The following is an 18,158-nucleotide window of genomic DNA, read 5'->3' as shown; positions in this document are numbered from 1 at the left end:
GCTGCGAGTGGCAATGCACGCATGGACGGCACAGGCAAGGACGATCTTCAACGCCGCGTGGCTCTACTACATCCACGGCGCGAAGCAGGACGAGGTTGCCGACCGTCTGTCGATCTCGCGCGCCAGCGTCGCGCTCTATCTGCGCAAGGCGCGTGAGATGGGGCTCGTGCAGATCCGCATGGAGGACGACTTCTTCCGCAGCCTGTTCCAGGCGCGCGCCATCGAGGAGGCGTGCGGGCTTGCCGCCGTCTCGGTGGTGCCGGGTCTGAGCGCGGAGCCGCTGCGCGACGTGGCGGCGGCCGCCTGGCTGACGCTCGAGCCGCATCTGGCCGGCGCCCGCCGTCTCGGCGTCGCCTGGGGCCGCACCGTCTACGAGATTGCCGGCGTGCTGCCGCGGGTCAACCATCCCGGCCTCGAGGTGGCGCAGCTCTGCGGCAATCTCGGCGGCACGCCCTACGGCACGCTGCCCGACACCAGCACCTTCCGCATCGCCCGCCAGCTCGGCGCCGAGCCGCGCAACCTCTACGCGCCGATGATCCTGTCGTCGGCCGGCGTCGCTGCCGCGCTGCGCGCCGAGCCGGTGATCCGCGACCACATCGCCAAGCTCGCCGGCTGCGACATCGCGCTGTTCTCGCTCGGCACCTGCCGCGCCGACAGCCACATCGTCACCAGCGGCGCCTTGAGCGCCGCCGAGATCGAGCGCTACCACGAGGAGGGCGCGCGCGCCGTGCTCGCCGGCCACCTGATCCGCGGCGACGGCAGCCCGGTGCGCGAGATCGACGAGCGGCTGATCTCGCTGCCGCTCGACGCGCTGAAGGAGATTCCCGTGCGCATCGTGGTCGCCAACGGCGCGGAGAAGGCGGAGGCGGTGGTCGCCGCCCTCAAGGGCGGCTATGCCACTCATCTGATCGTCGACGAGGCCATCGCCGAAGCGGTGCTTGCCGATCCGGACATCGCGTCGGCCAGCGAGAACGCCTTGCCGCAACCTGCTTGAGCCTGCCAACAGAGAGGGTTTCCGACATGAAGACAATCGCATCGCTCGCCGCGGCCGTCGGCCTCGGCCTCGCCGGCCTCACCGCCGCCCAGGCGCAGGAGGACCGGCTGTTCGTCTACGTCTCGCCCGACCCGATCGGCGTCAACGCCTTCCTCAAGCTCGGCCAGGTCGGCACCGAGGCCGCCGGCGAGCGTTTCGGCGCCGAGGTCAAGACCTTCGAGAGCTCGACGGCCGCCGCCCGCATGGAGAACGTCAACGCCGCCATCAACGAGGGCGCCGACGTCGTCGTGCTGCTCGGCTTCGAGTTCAACGACATCGTCGCGCAGCTCGCGCCGACGGCGCCCGACATCGACTTCCTGATCGTCGACCAGTGCATCGAGAACCGGCCCGACAACGTGCACTGCGCCGTCTTCCGCGAATACGAGGCGAGCTACCTGATCGGCGTCGCCGCCGGCATGCTGACGCAGAAGGACCGCGTCGGCGTCGTCGGCGCGCTCGATATCCCCTTCCTGCACCGCTACACCGACGGCTACGCGCAGGGCGCGAAGGCGTCGAACGAGGGCGTCGAGGTCGACATCCGCTGGGTCGGCGGCGAGAACCCGTTCTCCGACCCGGTGCGCGCCAAGGAGCAGGCGGTCGCCATGCACGGCGCCGGCGCCGACGTCATCTTCACGGCCACCGCCGGCGGCGATTTCGGCGTCTTCGAGGCGGCGCAGGAGAACGACTTCAAGGCCTTCACCGTCGACGTCAACTGGTGCCCCGAGGCGCCGGAGCATCTCGTCGACAGCACGCTGAAGCGCGTCGACACCGCGATCGTCACCGCCATGGAGGCGATCCTCGCCGGCGAGAACCAGCTCTTCATGTCGCTCGGCCTCAAGGAGGGCGGCATGTCGACGGTGGCGCTCGAGGAGGACATGCTCGCCGACAGCCAGTGCCTGATCGCCGAGTATCCGGAGATCGTCGAGGCGATGCGCGAGGCCGCCGGCCGCATCAAGGACGGCTCGCTCGAGCTCGAGGACCCGATGTTCGCCCAGAACTGATTGCCGCCGGCCGGCCGCCGCCGGCGGCCGGCCTCCCGCCCCGCTTCCTTCATCCGACGGTCCAGGCCATGCGCGTTGAGCTCAGCGACATTACCGTGCGCTTCGGCGACCTGACGGCGGTCGACCGCGTGTCGCTCGACTTCCGCTCCGGCGAGGTGCACGCGCTGGTCGGCGAGAACGGCGCCGGCAAGACCACGGTGATGAACGCGCTGTTCGGCCTGGTGCGCAGCGCTTCGGGCTCCATCGCGGTCGACGGCGAGACCTGCCGCTGGGCCTCGCCGCAGGACGCCATCGCCCGCGGCCTCGGCATGGTCCACCAGCACTTCATGCTGCAGGATTCCATGACGGTGCTGGAGAACATCGTGCTGTGCAACGAGCCGACGGGGCGCTTCGGCTTCGTCGACTTCCGCGCCGCGCGCGCCCACATGGCCGAGGTCGCGACCGCCTACGGCATCGAGGTCGATCTCGACGCCACCGTCGGCGCGCTGTCGCTCGGCCAGCGCCAGGTGGTCGAGATCCTCAAGGTGCTCTACCGCCACGCCGACATGCTGATCCTCGACGAGCCGACCGCCGTTCTGACGCCGCAGGAGAAGGACCGGCTGTTCGGGGTGCTGCGCAACTTCCGCCGCGACGGCAAGGCGATCGTCCTCATCACCCACAAGCTCGACGAGGTGATGGAGCTCGCCGACCGCGTCAGCGTGATGCGCGGCGGCCGGCTGATCTCCTCGGCACCGGTGGCCGAGACGACCAAGACCGCGATCGCCCGCGACATCGTCGGCGGCGAGCTGCCGGCCGAGATCGCCCGCGCCGAGCGCGCGCCGGGCGCGGTGGTGCTGTCGGTCGACGGGCTGACGGTGCGCAGCCGCGGCCGCACGGTCGGCCCCATCTCCTTCGACGTGCGGGCCGGCGAGATCGTCGGCGTGGCCGGCGTCAGCGGCAACGGCCAGGCCGAGCTCGTGCAGGCGCTGACCGGCCTGCGCCGCGCCCATGGCGGCAGCGTGCGGCTTGCCGGCCGGCCGCTCGACGGCCTCGACGTCGGCGCCCGGCGGGCGCGCGGCATGAGCTACATTCCCGAGGACCGCCAGCGCGTCGGCCTGGCGCTCGAGGCGCGCGTCAGCGAGAACGCCGCGATCGGCCGCATGGACCAGCCCGGCTTCCGCCGCGGCCCGTTCCGCATCCGCAGCGCCATGAACCGCTTCGCCGCCGAGCTCATCGCGCGCTACCGCATCAAGGTCGCCGGACCGGAGGCGCGCGCCGCCACCATGTCGGGCGGCAACAAGCAGAAGCTGGTGGTCGGCCGCGAGCTGTCGCGCGACACGCCGCTGGTCGTCGTGGAGAACCCGACCTGGGGCGTCGACATCGGCGCCATCGAGTTCATCCATTCCGAGCTCGTGCGCATGCGCGACGCCGGCCACGCCATTTTGATGGTGTCGACCGAGCTCGACGAGGTGCTGGCGCTGTCCGACCGCATCCTCGTCCTCTACGAGGGCCGCATCTCCGGCGAGGTGGCGCGGGCCGAGGCCGACCGGACCGCCGTCGGCCAGCTCATGGTCTCGCACGGGCCCAGCGCCGCGGAGATCGCCGCGTGAGCGTGCTCGATTCGACGCCGCCGGTGCGCGGCCTGACCCCGTGGATCGGCGTGCTCGTCTGGATCCTCGCCATCCTGTTCGTGCTGATGCTGGCCGCCGGCGCGCCGTTCGGCGGCGCCCTCGAGGGCTTCCTCAGCGGCGCCTTCGGCGGCCGCCGCTTCGCCTATCTGATGACCACGCTGTCGCGCGCCACGCTGATCGTCGGCATGGCGCTCGCCGTCATGCTGTCGTTCCGCGCCGGGCTGTTCAACATCGGCGGCGAGGGCCAGCTCGTGCTCGGTGGGCTGGTCGCCGCGCTGGTCGGCGTCTATCTGCCCGGCCCGCCGCTGCTCGTCGTCGCCGCCGGCATCCTCGCCGGCATGGCCGCCGGCGCGGCCTGGGCGGTGCTGGCCGGCGTGCTGCAGCTCTATGTCGGCGTGCCGCTGCTCGTCGGCTCGCTGCTGCTCAACTATCCGGCGCGCTACCTCGCCTCCTACGTCGTCGGCCATCCGCTGCGCGACGTCGCCTCCGGCCTGCCGCAGTCGCATCTGGTGCCCGTCGAGGCGTGGCTGCCGTTCTTTCCCGGCACGCGGCTCGACATCGGCATCCTGTTCGTCGTCGCCGCCGCCGTCTTCGCCATCGTCTACAGCCACACCACCGTGCACGGCTACCGCGCCCGCATGACCGGCCATTCGGCGCCCTTCGCCGAGGCCTCCGGCCTGCCGGTGCGGCGGCTGGCGCTGCAGACGCTGGCGATGAGCGGCGCCATCGCCGGCCTGGTCGGTGCCATCGCGGTGTTCGGCATCCACCACCGCTACATCGACGGCATGCTGGTGCAGCCGCTCTACGCCTGGACCGGCATCGTCGCGGTGCTGCTCGTCAAGATGATCCCCTGGGCGGTGCCGCTGTCGGGCTTCTTCTTCGCCGCGCTGCAGACCGGCGCGGCCGGCATGGAGCGCGCGGCCGGCGTGCCCAAGGAGCTCGCCATCACCATGCAGGCGGTCATCATCCTGTTCGTGGCGAGCCGGCTGACCGGACTGCATTTCGGCGGCGGCGCCGGCGAGGGCGGCCGGCCGGGGGAGGGCGGCGATGGGACTTGAGGCGCTGTTCGACCCGGCCTTCGCGGCCTCGCTGCCGCGCTTCATCACGCCGATCCTGCTCGCCGCGCTGGGCGGCGCGCTGTGCGAGCGCGCCGGCGTCTTCAACATCGCGCTGGAGGGCTTCGTGCTGGTCGGCGCGTTCTCCGCCGTGCTCGGCGCCTACTTCTTCGGCTCGGCCGCGATGGGCGCGCTGACGGCCGTCTTCGGCGGCGTGCTGATGGGGCTGATCTTCGCCGAGTTCCACCTGCGCCGTCCGGGCGACCCGATCGTCGTGTCGATCGCGCTCAACCTGCTCGCCGCCGGGCTGACCACCTATCTGCTGCGCGCCATCTTCGACGTCGCCGGCGCCTTCCGCGATCCGGCGATCGTCGGCTTCGAGCCGATCCACATTCCGCTCGTCGCGGCGATCCCGCTGGTCGGGCCGGTGCTGTCGGGCCAGTCGGCGCTGTTCTACGTGGCGCTCGGCGCGGCCGTGTTCATGCATGTCTTCTTCGCCCGCCACCGGCTCGGCCTGCGGCTGCGCGCGGCGGGCGAGAACCCGGCCGCGCTGGTCGCCGGCGGCGTCAGCCCCGAGCGCGTGCGGCTGTGGGCGCTGGTGCTGTGCGGCGCGCTGTGCGGGCTGGCCGGGGCGCAGCTTTCGATCGCCAACGTCAACCTGTTCGTCGAGAACATGAGCGCCGGGCGCGGCTGGATCGCCGTCGTCGCCGTGCTTTTGACGCGCGGCCGGCCGCTGCCGCTGCTCGCCATCGTCTGCCTGTTCGGCTTCGTCGACAGCCTGTCCTTCCGCGTCCAGGGGCTCGGCTGGCCGCAGCAGTTCACCGACATGATGCCCTATGTCGCCACGCTCGCCGTCCTGGTGGTGCTGTCGTGGTGGCGCCTGCGCAGATCCGCCTGAGGGAGGCCGCGATGCCGCGAACCGAGCCCGACCTGGTCATCAAGAACGCCGTGGTGGTGACCGCGGATGCGCGGCGCCGCGTCATCGACGGCGGCGGCGTCGCCGTGTCGTCCGGCCGCATCACCGACGTGCTGCCGGCCGCCGAGCTGGCCGCCCACGAGGCCGGCGCCGGCCGGGTGGTCGACGCGGCGGGCATGCTTCTGATGCCCGGCCTGGTCAACACCCACTGCCATGCCGGCGACAGCCTGTTCCGCGGCCTGGTCGAGGACCTGCCGCTCGAGGCCTGGCTGCAGACGGTGTGGAAGGCGGAGGCGGCGATCCTCAACCCCGAGACCTCGCGGCTCGGCTCGGTGCTCGGCTTCGCCGAGCAGCTCCTGTCCGGCGTCACCACCGTGATGGACATGTTCTGGTATCCGCGCGAGACGGTCGAGGCGGCGCGCGCCGTCGGCATGCGCGTGTCGACCGGCGGCATCTTCTTCGACCCGCCGGGCGTCAACGGCCACGGCCTGGAGCGGCGCAAGGCCGAGGCGGAGCGCTTCTTCGCCGAGCATGCGGGCGCCGACGACGTCTTTCCCGCCGTGCTGCCGCACGGCGCCTACACCGTGGCGCCGGACAATCTGGTCGCCGCGCGCGCCATCGCCGACGCGCATGGCGGGCTCTTCTCGATCCATGCCGCCGAGACGCTGGCCGAGCAGGCCGACGTCGGCGGCCGCTACGGCCGCTCGGTGATCCGCCATCTCGACCATCACGGGCTGCTCGACGCGCGCACCGTGCTCGCCCACTGCGTGCATCTCGACGACGAGGAGATCGCCATCCTGGCGCGCACGCGCGCCGTCGTCTCGCACAACCCGGTGTCCAACCTGAAGCTCGGCTCGGGCATCGCCCGCGTGCCCGACATGCTGGAGGCCGGCGTGCGCGTGACGCTCGGCACCGACGGCGCGATCTCCGGCAACGACCTCGACCTGTGGCTGGCGCTCAGGCTGGCCGCCATGCTGCACAAGGGCGCCAACCACCGCGCCGACGCGGTGTCGACGCAGCAGGCGCTCGACATGGTGACGCGCGAGGGCGCGGCCGCGCTCGGCGCGGAGGACCGCATCGGCAGCCTCGAGCCCGGCAAGTTCGCCGACATGGTGCTGGTCGACCTCAAGCGGCCGCACGCCGTGCCGCTGTTCGACCCGGTCACCCATCTCGTCTACTCGACCGGCCGCTCCGACGTGCGCCACGTCTTCCTGGCCGGCGAGCAGGTGGTGCGCGACGGCGTGCTGACGCGCCTCGACATCGCCGAGACCATCGCCGCGGTCGAAGCGCTGGCGCCGAAGATCGCCGCCAGCATCGCCTGACGCGCCAGCCGTCCGTCCCCGTCCGATCCGAAGGAGCGATCCCGCATGCCCGTCTCCCAGCTCCAGCGCCTCGAGGCCGCGCTCGCCGCCGTGCGCAAGACCACCGACCGCACGCCCGATACCGCGCTGATCCTCGGCTCCGGCCTCGGCCAGCTTGCCGACGCCGTCGCCGATCCGGTGGCTGTCGGCTACGAGGAGATCGCCGGCTTTCCGGTCTCCACCGCGCCGGGCCATGCTGGGCGGCTGGTGTTCGGCCGGCTGCACGGCCGCGAGGCGGTGCTGATGCAGGGCCGCTTCCACCTCTACGAGGGCTGGGCGCCGCGCGACATCGCGCTCGCCGTCTACCTGCTGCAGCGCCTCGGCGCGCGCCGGCTGATCGTCACCAACGCCGCCGGCGCGCTCAACGAGAGCTACGGGCCGGGCGAGGTGATGGCGATCGCCGACCACATGAACTTCACCGGCAGCGACCCGCTGACCGGCGCCAACGACGAGGCGATCGGGCCGCGCTTTCCCGACCTGTCGCGCGCTTACGATCCCGCGCTGCGCGCGCTGGTGCGCGCGGCGGCCGAGCGCGCCGGCCAACCGTTGCAAGAGGGCATCTATGCCGGCGTTGCCGGCCCGTCGCTGGAGACCTCCGCCGAGCGCCGCTTCTACCGCGCCTCGGGCGCCGACGCGGTCGGCATGTCGACGGTGCACGAGACCATCGCCGCCGCCCATGTCGGGCTGCCGGTGATCGGCCTGTCGGCGATCACCAACAAGGCGACCGGCGGCCCCGACCAGCAGCCCGACACCATCGAGGAGGTGATCGCCAACGCCGCCGTTTCCGGCCGCAAGATCGCGGCCATCCTCGCCGAGCTGCTGCCGGCGCTGCCGGCCTGAGACGCACCGTTCGCGGGCCGGGCGGGCCGCCCGGCCGGCCACCAGAAGACATCGAGACACAGGACGACACACGCATGACCGACACCCTTCCGCCCGTGGCGGACCTCCTCGACCTGTCCGGCCGCACGGCGCTCGTCACCGGTGCCGGCGGCGGCATCGGCGCCGGCATCGCCCGCCGGCTGGCGGCGGCCGGCGCCGCCGTCGCGCTGCACTACAACGCCTCGCGCGCGGCGGCCGAGCGGCTGGCCGAGGAGATCGGCGCGGCCGGCGGCCGGGCCGCCGCGTTCGCCGCCGACATCGCCGATCCCGCCGCCTGCCCGGCGCTGCTGGGCGCCGTCGCGGAGCGCCTCGGCGAGCCCGACATCCTGGTCAACAATGCCGGCGTGCAGCCCGTCGAGGCCTTCGAGGCGATCGCGCCCGACAGCCTCAGGGCGATGATGGACGCCAATCTCGGCGGTCCGTTCGCGCTGGTGCAGGCCTTCGCCGCGCGGCTCGCGGAAGCCGGCGACAGGCCCGGCGCGGTGGTCAACATCGCCTCGATCGAGGGGCTTCAGCCGGCGCCCGGCCACAGCCACTATGCCGCCTCCAAGGCCGCGCTCATCATGTTCACCCGCGCCGCGGCGATGGAGCTCGGGCCGCGCGGCATCCGCGTCAACGCCGTCTCGCCGGGGCTGATCCACCGCGACGGCATCGAGGAGGGCTGGCCGGAGGGCGTCGCGCGCTGGCGCGCGGCCGCGCCGCTCGGCCGCCTCGGCCGGCCGGAGGACATCGGCGACGCGGTGCTGTTCCTGGCCTCCGACGCGGCGCGCTGGATCACCGGCGCCAACCTCGTCGTCGACGGCGGCGTCGGCACGCGGCCGACCTGGTAGGCGGTCGCGGTAGCGCGGCCGCCCGGACGGACACTGAAACCGACCGTGATGCCGCGAGCCGCGACGGGCTCTTCGGCATCATGACGCAAGCAGCACAGGAGACATCCATGCACGACATGCTCAAGGACCGCGTCGTCGCGGTGACGGGCGCGGCCGGCGGCATCGGCCGCGGCATCGCCGGCGCGGTGATCGAGGCCGGCGGCCGCGCCGCGCTGATCGACCTCGACGCGGCGCGCGCCGAGGAGGCGGCGGCCGCGCTTCAGGCCGGCGACCGGGCGATCGGCCTCGCCGCCGACGTCACCGACCGCGCCTCGCTCGACGCCGCGCTTGCCGCGACGGTGGCGCGCTTCGGCCGCCTCGACGGACTGGTCAACAATGCCGGCGTCGTGCGCCTCGGCCCGGCCGACGCGCTGTCGGCGGCCGATGTCGACGCCGAGTTCGCCGTCAACGTCAAGGGCGTGCTGCTCGCCGCGCAGGCGGCGGCCGCGCAGATGGCCGACGGCGGCGCCATCGTCAACGTCGCCTCCAATGCGGGCAAGGTCGGCTATCCCAACATGGCCGGCTACAACGCCTCCAAGGCCGCCGTCATCAGCCTGACGCGCTCGCTGTCGCTCGAATGGGCCGAGCGCGGCATCAACGTCAACGCGGTCTGCCCGGGCGGCGTGGCGACCGACATGCTGGGCACGGTGGCCGACTTCATCGCGGGACGCACCGGATCGGACCGCGACGCGCTGTTCTCCACCATGGTGCCGGCGCAGCTCGGCCGCCACATCACGCCGGCCGAGGTCGGCCGCGTCGTCGTCTTCCTGCTGAGCGAGGCGGCGACGATCATCCGCGGCCAGGCGATCAGCATCGACGGTGGCGACACGCCGTACTAACGGTCACGGGCGACGTGGAAACCGGTTCGCGGTTCGCAAACGCGCCATAACAAGAGCTTGGAGCCGATCCGCTTTCGGTGAAGGGGGGATCGGCTCTAGCCGGCCGCCGGCGTGGGCGCCAGTGCGGCGATGGCCGGCTCGAGGCCGGCCAGCGAATCGATCACCCGGTCGGCGCCGAGCGCTTCGGGAGGCACGCCGGTGTAGCCTCCGCGCACCGCGACGACGGCGATCCCGGCCGCGCGCGCCGCCTTAACGTCGGCCGCGCTGTCGCCGACCATCAGCGCCATGTCCGGCGTCGCGCCGAGCGCGGCGGTCGCCGCCAGAAGCATGTCGGGGGCGGGCTTGCGCGGCTGCGCGCCGTCGCCGCCCACGACCACGGCAAAAAGGTCGGCGAGGCCGAACGCGGCGAGGATGTCGACGGCGAAGCGCCGCGGCTTGTTGGTCACAACCGCCAGCCCGGCGCCGGTGGCGGCAAGCCGCCGGGCGGCCGCGGCGGCGGCCGGCATCGGCCGGGTGAGGTCGGTCAGCCGGCCGCCATAGACGGCCATCATCTCGTCGGTCGCCACGTCGAGCGCGGCGCCCGTGAGCGGCCGGCCGCGCGCGGCGAAGGCGCGCTCGACGAGCTTTTTGACGCCGTCGCCGACCATGCCGCGCACCGCATCGAGATCGAGCGGCGCCAGCCCGTGCCGCGCCAGCACCGCGTCGACGGCGCCGTGCAGGTCGGGTGCGGAATCGACCAGCGTGCCGTCGAGATCGAACAGCACCGCGCGCGGCCAGCCGGCCGCGCCCGCGCGGCCGCTCACGCGGCGTCCTTCCACTTGATGGAGCAGCCGATCGACGGGATCTGCTCGCGCGGACCCCGGCCCGTCTCGGCCACCGCGACCATCGCCTCGTAGAGATCGCGGCGCAGGTCGGCCGGCCCGGCCTCCTTGCGCGAGGCGTCGAGACGGCCGCGATACTGCAGCTCGAGATCGGCATTGAAGCCGAAGAAGTCCGGCGTGCAGGCCGCGCCGTAGGCGCGCGCCAGCGCCTGGCTCTCGTCGTGCAGATAGGGGAAGGGGAAGCCGTGATCGGCGGCGAAGCGCGTCATGTTGTCGAAGGAATCCTCCGGGTAGGTCGCGGCGTCGTTGGCGTTGACCGCCACGAAGCCGATGCCGTGCGCGGCGAGGTCTTTGGCGTCGCGCACGATGCGCCCGATCACCGCCTTCACATAGGGGCAGTGGTTGCAGATGAAGGCGACGACGAGGCCGTTCGGCCCGGCCTGGTCGAACAGGCGGTGCGTCTTGCCGTCGGTGCCGGGAAGCGCGGCGTCGACCGCCTTCCAGCCGAATTCGCAGACGGGGGGTGTGGCTGCCACTTCTGTCTCCTCTCGCGCGTTGTGCCGCCGTGCGGAGCCGGCGGCCACAGGCGGCCTCAGGCGGCGTCGCGCGCCGCGCCGTCGGCCGCCTTGCGGATGGCGGCGATGTTGTCGCGGTAGGCGGCCTCGCTGCCGCCCTTGAAGACGGCCGAGCCGGCGACCAGCACGTTGGCGCCGGCCGCCGCCACCTCGGCCGCGGTCTGCGGCGTCACGCCGCCGTCGATCTCGATGTCGATCGGCCGCCGGCCGATCATGGCGCGCACGCGGCGCACCTTGTCGACCACGGCGGGGATGAAGGCCTGGCCGCCGAAGCCGGGATTGACGGTCATCAGCAGCACCAGGTCGAGCCGGTCGAGCACGTATTCGATGACGCTTTCGGGCGTCGAGGGGTTGAGCGACACGCCGGCCTTCTTGCCGAGCGCGCGGATCGCCTGCAGCGAGCGGTCGAGATGCGGGCCGGCCTCGGCGTGCACGGTGATGATGTCGGCGCCGGCCTCGGCGAAGGCGGCGAGATAGGCGTCGGTCGGCGCGATCATCAGGTGGCAGTCGAACACCTTGGCGCTGCGGTCGCGGATCGCCTTGATGATCGGCGGGCCGAAGGTGATGTTGGGCACGAAATGGCCGTCCATCACGTCGAGATGGATCCAGTCGGCGCCGGCCCGGTCAACGGCCTCCACCTCCTCGCCGAGCCGGGCGAAATCGGCCGAGAGCACCGAGGGTGCGATCAGGGTTCTCTGCGTCATGCCGTCTCCTGTGCGCCGGCGGGTGCCGCGCCCGCACGCCCGGCCCGCCCGGACGGCCTCGGCGCGCATCGCCGGCAGCAGCGCTGCGCCGGCCGGTTCCCGCGACTGTTCGAGGACACCGTTTGCCCGCCCCGGCCGGGCGCGGTCAAGGGCATTGTGCACCGAGCGCCGCGGCGTGACGCGGCACCGGCCGCCGCCCGGCGGCGCGTCGTCAGCCCGGCGCCGCCGCCGCCTCGGCCCAGCCCGCAAGAAGACCGTCCGGCCGCAGCCAGTCGGCCGGCACCGTCACCGGCAGGTCGAGCAGCATCTGGGCATAGGTCTTGGCCTGCGGATCGTAGCGCAGCGACGCCGTGCCGCCGCCGCCGAGCACGTCGTGCAGCAGGAAGTTGACGGCATCAAAGCCGGGCAGCAGGTAGCCGTGCACCGGCCCTTCCAGATAGTGGGCGAAGAAGCCCGCCACCCGCTCGGCCGTCGCCTGGTCGACGAGCCGGGGATAGAACTCCGGGCGCCGCGCGATCAGGCCGATATTGGCGTGGTTGCCCTTGTCGCCGCTGCGCCCCCAGGCGATGGCGCGCAGCGGCACGGTGGCCGTCGCGCCGGTCTCGGCGGGCCGCGGCGGCGCGGCCGGCCTGGCGGGCGCGGTGTCCGGCCCGCCCGGGGCGGCGGCGATCGTGCGTGTCTCGCCACCCAGATGCAGCCTCACCGCCACCGCGTCCTTCGGCCACAGGAAGGCGTGCACGCGCAGCACCGGCGCCGGCTTCGGCCGGCCGTGCAGCACGCCGGTCAGCCCCTGCGCCATGGCGACGCCGGGATGGGCGAACTCGCGGGCGAAGATCTCCAGCGCCCCGGCGTCGTCGTGCTTGAGGCCGATCTTGACCACCGCCTCGCGCGCCTCGAAGGCGCGCCGGTTGGCGCCGTAGGTGTCCTCCGCGCCGATCACCTCGATGGAGACCGCGCGGTAGGGCGCCAGCCCCTGCGCCTCGATCAGGCGCGCGGTGCGCTCGACCAGCGCCTCGGCGGTGCGCCGGCCCTTGGCGCCGGCCTGCCAGCCGGCGATCATGTAGGTGGTGAGCAGCCGGAAGCCGTCGGCATGGGTGCCGCACACCTTGTAGTCGGGGCCCGGCGCCCGGCCCCGCGCGCCGCTCACCCGCACGCGGTCGCGGCCGACCTGCTCGAGCCGCACCTGCGAGACGTCGCAGGTCACGTCCGGCAGCCGGTAGGCCTGCGGGTCGCCGATCTCGTAGACGATCTGCTCGGCCACCGTGCCGACGCTGACCAGGCCGCCGGTGCCGTCCGGCTTGCCGACGACGAAGCTGCCGTCGGCGGCGCACTCGACGATCGGAAAGCCCATGTCGGGCCAGCCGTCGGCGACCTGCTGCCAGTCGGTGAACAGCCCGCCGGTCGCCTGCGCGCCGCACTCGATGACATGGCCGGCGAGGCTGCCGCCGGCGAGCCGGTCGTAGGCGCCGGCGTCCCAGCCGAACTCGTGCATCAGCGGTCCCAGCACCATGGCCGAATCCACCACCCGGCCGGTGATCACCACGTCGGCGCCCGCCGCCAGCGCGGCGGCGATCGCGCCGGCGCCGAGATAGGCGTTGAGCGAGGCGAAGCGCCAGGGCGCCGGCGCGCCGGAAAACATCTCCCTGGGCGCGGCCGCGGCGACCGCCTCGGCGGCCGGCATCAGGTCGTCGCCGGTGATCGCGGCGACCCTGAAGGACAGCCCCGCCTCGGCCGCCGCTGCCTCGAAGGCGTCGCGCAGCGCCAGCGGGTTCATGCCGCCGCTGTTGGTGACGAGGCGGATGCCCTGCCGGCTGATCTGCGGCAGCAGCGGCCGGACCGCGGCGAGCCAGTCGGGAATGTAGCCGCCGTCCGGCGCCCTGGCCCTGGCGCGCGCCAGAAGCGCCATCGTCACCTCGGCCAGGTAGTCGCCGACCAGATAGTCGACGGCGCCCGTCTCGACGAGCTGCCGCGCGCCGTGGATCGTGTCGCCCCAGGCGGCGGCCGCGCCGCCGATGCGCACCGTCTTCGCGGTCATCGTGCCGTCTCCGACCGTCTCATCGCGACCAGCGCGGCTTGCGCTTGCCCAGGAACGCGGCGACGCCCTCGCGGCCCTCCGGCCCGGTCAGGCAGCGCGCGAAGCTGTCGGCCGCCCGGTCGAGCATCGCCTCGCGCCCGAGATGCGGCGCGGCGAGCAGCAGCGCCTTGGTCTCGGCGTTGGCGCCCGGCGCGCACTGGCGCACCGCCGCGCGGATCTCCGCCTCGCAGGCGTCGAGCCCCGCCGCGTCGTCGGCCACCCGGTCGACGAGGCCGAGCGCCGCCGCCTCGCGGCCGTCGAAGCGCGCCGCCGTCAGCATGAGGCGCCGCGCCGCCGAAAGACCGACGCGCTGCATCACGTGCGGCGCGATCTGCGCCGGCGGAATGCCGAGCATGGTCTCGGTGAGGGCGAAACGGGCGTCGGCGGTCGCCGCCACCACGTCGCCGGCGCAGGCGAGCCCCAGCCCGCCGGCCATCGCCGCGCCCTCGACCAGCATCACCGTGACCTGCGGCAGCGCGTTGACGGCATGGAACAGCGCGCCGCCGCGGCGGCTGAAGGCGGCGGCGTCGGCCGCCGTCACGCCGTCGGCCATCATCGCCTCGAAGCCCTTGAGGTCGCCGCCGGCGCAGAACACGCCGCCCTTGCCGCGGAAGGTGACGCCGCGGATCTGCCGGTCGTCGGCGATCGCGGCCGCCACCGCGGCAAGCTCGTCGGCCATCTGCGCCGACAGCGCGTTGCGCGCCTCCGGCCGGTTGAGCCAGACGGTCAGCCAGCCGTCGTCGCGCTCGACGAGCAGGCTCTGGCAGGCGGGCAGATCGGACATGCGCGCTCTCCTCCCGGATCGCCCGGCCGCGGCCGAAGCCTCGCCGGCCGGCCCCGGCGACGGACCGCAGCGCCGCGCCGCGGCTGCGCGCCGGTCCGCCTGCGAGAGATACAGAACGATCGTTCGGTTTGTCGAGCCGCAGCCGCCGCGCAGCCGATGAGACGAGGACCAGCGCGCTGACCGCACTTGCCTCCGAACGACCAACGCCGCGCTGGTCGCCGGCTACCGCGCCACGGGGCTCGACGCGGCGGCGCCGGCCGAGACCTGGTCGGTCTGCCGCGTCTTCCTGCGTGGCCTCAACATCCCGGCGCCGTTCGCGCGCGATCCGGCGGCCCGGCGCGCGCTGGTCGCCCGCTTCGCCCGCATGACCGCCGCCCAGTTCGCCTCAGCGGCGGCGCCGGGCGCGGGGCGGGACGACGCGCTACGCCGCCGGCCGGACGGGAAAGCCGGCCTGTTCGAGCGCCGTGGCGATGCGCTCGCGCGGCGTGCCGGTCTCCACCTCGAGCGTGCGGCTGTCGGGATCGGCGTTGATCCGCGCGCTCGCGTCCACCGCATGGATCGCCCGGGTCACGCTCTTGACGCAGCCGCCGCAGGTCATCGTCTCGACATGGAATCGCATGAAGCCTCCGCTATCTGTGCTGTCGGCCGGCAGGTTGACATATCCAGTCGCTGGAAGGTCAACGGGAAAATCTGTCCGCGCCGGCCTTGACCTTCCAGAAGCTGGAAGCTCCACATTCCGCGCAACCGCTGTTGCAGGACCATGACCATGAATGCACCCGTCCGTGCGCGACCGCACGAAACCATCACCCTGCCCGTCGCCGGCATGAGCTGCGCCTCGTGCGTCGGCCGCGTCGAACAGGCGCTCACGGCCGTGCCCGGCGTGGCGTCGGCCCGTGTGAACCTGGCGACCGAGAACGCCGAGGTCTCGCTCGACGGGCCGGTCGAGCGCGGCGCGCTGGTCGCCGCCGTCGAGAAGGCGGGCTACGACGTGCCGGCCGGCACGGTCGAGCTCGCCGTCGAGGGCATGAGCTGCGCGTCCTGCGTCGGCCGCGTGGAAAACGCGCTGCGCGCCGTTCCGGGGGTGCGCGAGGCGAGCGTCAACCTGGCCACCGAGCGCGCCCGCGTCAGCGGCACGGCCGATGTCGCCGCCCTGGTCGCCGCCGTCGCGGCGACCGGCTACGAGGCGCAGCCGGTCGATCGCGGCGCGGCGCGCCTGGCCGAGCGCGACGCGCGCAAGGATGCCGAGGAGGCGGCGCTGCGGCGCGACGTGATCGTCGCCGCGCTGGCCACCCTGCCGGTCTTCCTGCTCGAGATGGGCGGCAAGCTCGTGCCCGGCATGCACGGCTGGATCGCCGCGACCATCGGCATGCAGACCAACTGGTATCTGCAGTTCGCGCTGACCGCCTTCGTGCTCGCCGTGCCGGGCCGCCGCTTCTACCGGCACGGCATTCCCGCCCTGCTGCGCGCCGCGCCCGACATGAACAGCCTGGTCGCCGTCGGCACGGCGGCCGCCTTCCTCTATTCGCTCGTCGCCACCTTCGCGCCCGCCCTGCTGCCGGCCGGCACGGTCAACGTCTATTACGAGGCGGCGGCCGTCATCGTCACGCTGATCCTCGTCGGCCGCTGGCTGGAGGCGCGCGCCAAGGGCCGCACCTCGCAGGCGATCAGCCGGCTGGTCGGCCTGCAGCCGCGCACCGCGCGCGTGCGCCGCGACGGCCGCACGCAGGAGCTCGCGGTGGCCGACGTGCGCCCCGGCGACGTGGTCGAGGTCAGGCCGGGCGAGCGCGTGCCGGTCGACGGCGACGTGGTCGAGGGCGAGAGCTATGTCGACGAATCGATGATCACCGGCGAGCCGGTGCCGATCGCCAAGGCGCCGGGTGCCACGGTGGTCGGCGGCACGGTCAACCAGACCGGCGCCTTCGCCTTCGCCGCCACCGCGGTCGGCGCCGACACCATGCTCGCCCAGATCATCCGCATGGTCGAGGAGGCGCAGGGCTCCAAGCTGCCGATCCAGGCGCTGGTCGACCGGGTGACGCTGTGGTTCGTGCCGGTGGTGATGGGCATCGCCGTCCTCACCTTCGGCGTCTGGCTCGCCTTCGGGCCCGCGCCGGCGCTCACCTTCGGCCTGGTCAACGCGGTGGCGGTGCTGATCATCGCCTGCCCCTGCGCCATGGGGCTCGCCACGCCGACCTCGATCATGGTCGGCACCGGGCGCGGCGCGGAGATGGGCGTGCTGTTCCGCAAGGGCGAGGCGCTGCAGGTGCTCAAGGAGGTCGAGGCGGTCGCCTTCGACAAGACCGGCACGCTGACCGAGGGCAGGCCGGCGCTGACCGACCTCGAGCTGGCCGCCGGCGCCGACCGCGCCGCGGTGCTGGCCACGATCGCCGCCGTCGAGGCGAAGTCGGAGCACCCGATCGCCCGCGCCATCGTCGCGGCGGCCGAGGCGGAGGGCCTCGCCGTGCCGGCCGCGTCGAAGTTCGAGTCGGTCACCGGCTTCGGCGTCGTCGCCGAGGTGGAGGGCGCCCGCGTGGCGATCGGCGCCGACCGCTACATGGCGAAGCTCGGCCACGACGTCGGCGTCTTCGCCGCGACCGCCGGCCGGCTGGCCGACGAGGGCAAGTCGCCGCTCTACGCCGCCATCGACGGCCGGCTGGCCGCCATCGTCGCCGTCGCCGACCCGGTCAAGGAAACCACGCCGGCCGCCGTCGCCGCGCTGCACGATCTCGGCCTCAAGGTGGCGATGGTGACCGGCGACAACCGCCGCACCGCCGAGGCGATCGCCCGCCGGCTGGGCATCGACGAGGTGGTCGCCGAGGTGCTGCCGGACGGCAAGGTCGACGCGGTGCGGCGGCTGAAGGCCGCGCATGGCCGGCTCGCCTTCGTCGGCGACGGCATCAACGACGCGCCGGCGCTGGCCGAGGCCGACATCGGCCTGGCGATCGGCACCGGCACCGACGTCGCCATCGAGGCGGCCGACGTGGTGCTGATGTCGGGCAGCCTGAAGGGCGTGCCCAACGCCATCGCGCTGTCCAAGGCGACGCTCGCCAACATCCGGCAGAACCTGTTCTGGGCCTTCGCCTACAACACGGCGCTGATTCCGGTTGCCGCCGGCGTGCTCTACCCCGCCTTCGGCCTGCTTTTGTCGCCGATGCTGGCGGCCGGCGCGATGGCCCTGTCGAGCGTCTTCGTGCTCGCCAACGCGCTGCGCCTGCGCCGCTTCACCGCGCCGATGGAGGCCTGAGCCGCCCCGGCTGGAGCCGATCTGCTTTTCACGGAAGCGCAGATCGGCTCTAATTCATTGTTTTGACACGTTTTCCGAACGGCGAGCCGGTTTCCGTTTCGCCTGGAAGCGCGCCAAGGCCGCGCGCCGCGGCCCGGCTGGAGCCTGCTGCCGCCGCGCGCCGGGCGGCCAGGCCGAAGGCGGCAGGGCCGCCGGCGCCACAGCCTGCGCCGCCCAACCGCTTCCGCCGCCGTCATCCGGCAGAAGACAAGTCCGCCTGGCGGCGGGAGGGGGGCTGAGCGACCCGAGACATAGGTGACGCTTTGTACCGGACACATGGGTAACACTTTTGGCTTTTGGCCGGAGGTGTTGATGCCGTGGAGAGAGTGTTCGGTGATGGAGGAACGTCTGCGCTTC

The 18,158-nt window shown here is 73.2% G+C and carries 16 protein-coding genes; 10 read left to right on the top strand and 6 right to left on the bottom strand.

Going from position 1 to position 18,158, the window contains the following annotated elements:
* Nucleotides 1-13 precede the first annotated feature (13 nt).
* The 9 genes from N1F89_RS10575 (at nucleotide 14) to N1F89_RS10535 (ending at nucleotide 9,563) form a co-directional block, all read left to right on the top strand.
* Nucleotides 14-994, top strand: a complete 981-nt coding sequence (locus tag N1F89_RS10575; protein WP_290083918.1) for a sugar-binding domain-containing protein — start codon at nucleotides 14-16, stop codon at nucleotides 992-994.
* 26 nt (nucleotides 995-1,020) lie between these two features.
* Nucleotides 1,021-2,034, top strand: coding sequence for a BMP family ABC transporter substrate-binding protein (locus N1F89_RS10570; RefSeq protein ID WP_290083917.1), 1,014 nt, complete (start codon nucleotides 1,021-1,023; stop codon nucleotides 2,032-2,034).
* A 68-nt stretch (nucleotides 2,035-2,102) separates the two neighbouring features.
* Nucleotides 2,103-3,623 carry an ABC transporter ATP-binding protein gene (locus N1F89_RS10565; protein ID WP_290083915.1) on the top strand — a complete coding sequence of 507 codons (1,521 nt, stop codon included), beginning with the start codon at nucleotides 2,103-2,105 and terminating at the stop codon, nucleotides 3,621-3,623.
* The gene (locus N1F89_RS10560) at nucleotides 3,620-4,702 is read left to right on the top strand and encodes an ABC transporter permease (protein WP_290083913.1); all 1,083 of its coding nucleotides are present in this window, start codon (nucleotides 3,620-3,622) and stop codon (nucleotides 4,700-4,702) included. The genes N1F89_RS10565 and N1F89_RS10560 overlap by 4 nt, the downstream gene beginning before the upstream one ends.
* Entirely contained in the window at nucleotides 4,692-5,597 is a 906-nt protein-coding gene (locus tag N1F89_RS10555; protein WP_290083911.1) for an ABC transporter permease, read from the top strand. The genes N1F89_RS10560 and N1F89_RS10555 overlap by 11 nt, the downstream gene beginning before the upstream one ends.
* 11 nt (nucleotides 5,598-5,608) lie before the next feature.
* On the top strand, nucleotides 5,609-6,937 hold the full coding sequence (locus N1F89_RS10550) for an amidohydrolase (RefSeq protein WP_290083910.1): 1,329 nt from the start codon (nucleotides 5,609-5,611) through the stop codon (nucleotides 6,935-6,937).
* A 45-nt stretch (nucleotides 6,938-6,982) separates the two neighbouring features.
* Nucleotides 6,983-7,816: a purine-nucleoside phosphorylase gene (locus N1F89_RS10545; RefSeq protein ID WP_290083908.1), complete on the top strand. Its 834-nt coding sequence runs from the start codon at nucleotides 6,983-6,985 to the stop codon at nucleotides 7,814-7,816.
* A gap of 74 nt (nucleotides 7,817-7,890) precedes the next feature.
* Nucleotides 7,891-8,685, top strand: coding sequence for an SDR family NAD(P)-dependent oxidoreductase (locus N1F89_RS10540; RefSeq protein WP_290083907.1), 795 nt, complete (start codon nucleotides 7,891-7,893; stop codon nucleotides 8,683-8,685).
* A gap of 107 nt (nucleotides 8,686-8,792) precedes the next feature.
* The gene (locus tag N1F89_RS10535) at nucleotides 8,793-9,563 is read left to right on the top strand and encodes an SDR family NAD(P)-dependent oxidoreductase (RefSeq protein WP_290083905.1); all 771 of its coding nucleotides are present in this window, start codon (nucleotides 8,793-8,795) and stop codon (nucleotides 9,561-9,563) included.
* A 95-nt stretch (nucleotides 9,564-9,658) separates the two neighbouring features.
* Here the strand turns inward: N1F89_RS10535 and gph are convergent, their stop codons facing one another.
* The 6 genes from gph to N1F89_RS10505 all read right to left on the bottom strand — a co-directional run bounded on the left by gph (nucleotide 9,659) and on the right by N1F89_RS10505 (nucleotide 15,140).
* Complete coding sequence (gene gph / locus N1F89_RS10530; RefSeq protein ID WP_290083903.1) at nucleotides 9,659-10,366, bottom strand: phosphoglycolate phosphatase; 708 nt, start codon at nucleotides 10,364-10,366, stop codon at nucleotides 9,659-9,661.
* Entirely contained in the window at nucleotides 10,363-10,920 is a 558-nt protein-coding gene (locus tag N1F89_RS10525; protein WP_290083902.1) for a thioredoxin family protein, read from the bottom strand. Before N1F89_RS10525 ends, gph begins: the two co-directional genes overlap by 4 nt.
* A gap of 56 nt (nucleotides 10,921-10,976) precedes the next feature.
* A complete protein-coding gene (gene rpe / locus N1F89_RS10520) occupies nucleotides 10,977-11,663 on the bottom strand; it encodes a ribulose-phosphate 3-epimerase (RefSeq protein WP_290083901.1) in 687 nt (228 codons plus the stop codon).
* Nucleotides 11,664-11,874: 211 nt separating this feature from the next.
* Nucleotides 11,875-13,698 carry an acyclic terpene utilization AtuA family protein gene (locus tag N1F89_RS10515; RefSeq protein ID WP_290083899.1) on the bottom strand — a complete coding sequence of 608 codons (1,824 nt, stop codon included), beginning with the start codon at nucleotides 13,696-13,698 and terminating at the stop codon, nucleotides 11,875-11,877.
* 19 nt (nucleotides 13,699-13,717) lie between these two features.
* Entirely contained in the window at nucleotides 13,718-14,521 is an 804-nt protein-coding gene (locus N1F89_RS10510; protein ID WP_290083897.1) for an enoyl-CoA hydratase-related protein, read from the bottom strand.
* 421 nt (nucleotides 14,522-14,942) lie between these two features.
* Nucleotides 14,943-15,140: a heavy-metal-associated domain-containing protein gene (locus tag N1F89_RS10505; RefSeq protein WP_290083895.1), complete on the bottom strand. Its 198-nt coding sequence runs from the start codon at nucleotides 15,138-15,140 to the stop codon at nucleotides 14,943-14,945.
* A 147-nt stretch (nucleotides 15,141-15,287) separates the two neighbouring features.
* Between N1F89_RS10505 and N1F89_RS10500 the strand changes: the two genes are divergently transcribed.
* Nucleotides 15,288-17,762, top strand: a complete 2,475-nt coding sequence (locus N1F89_RS10500) for a heavy metal translocating P-type ATPase (RefSeq protein WP_290083892.1) — start codon at nucleotides 15,288-15,290, stop codon at nucleotides 17,760-17,762.
* Nucleotides 17,763-18,158 lie beyond the last annotated feature (396 nt).

This window comes from Aquibium sp. A9E412, assembly GCF_030398335.1.
GTDB lineage: Bacteria > Pseudomonadota > Alphaproteobacteria > Rhizobiales > Rhizobiaceae > A9E412.
Note: the sequence above shows the minus strand (reverse complement) of the source record. Positions and strands in the feature narration are given on the sequence as shown.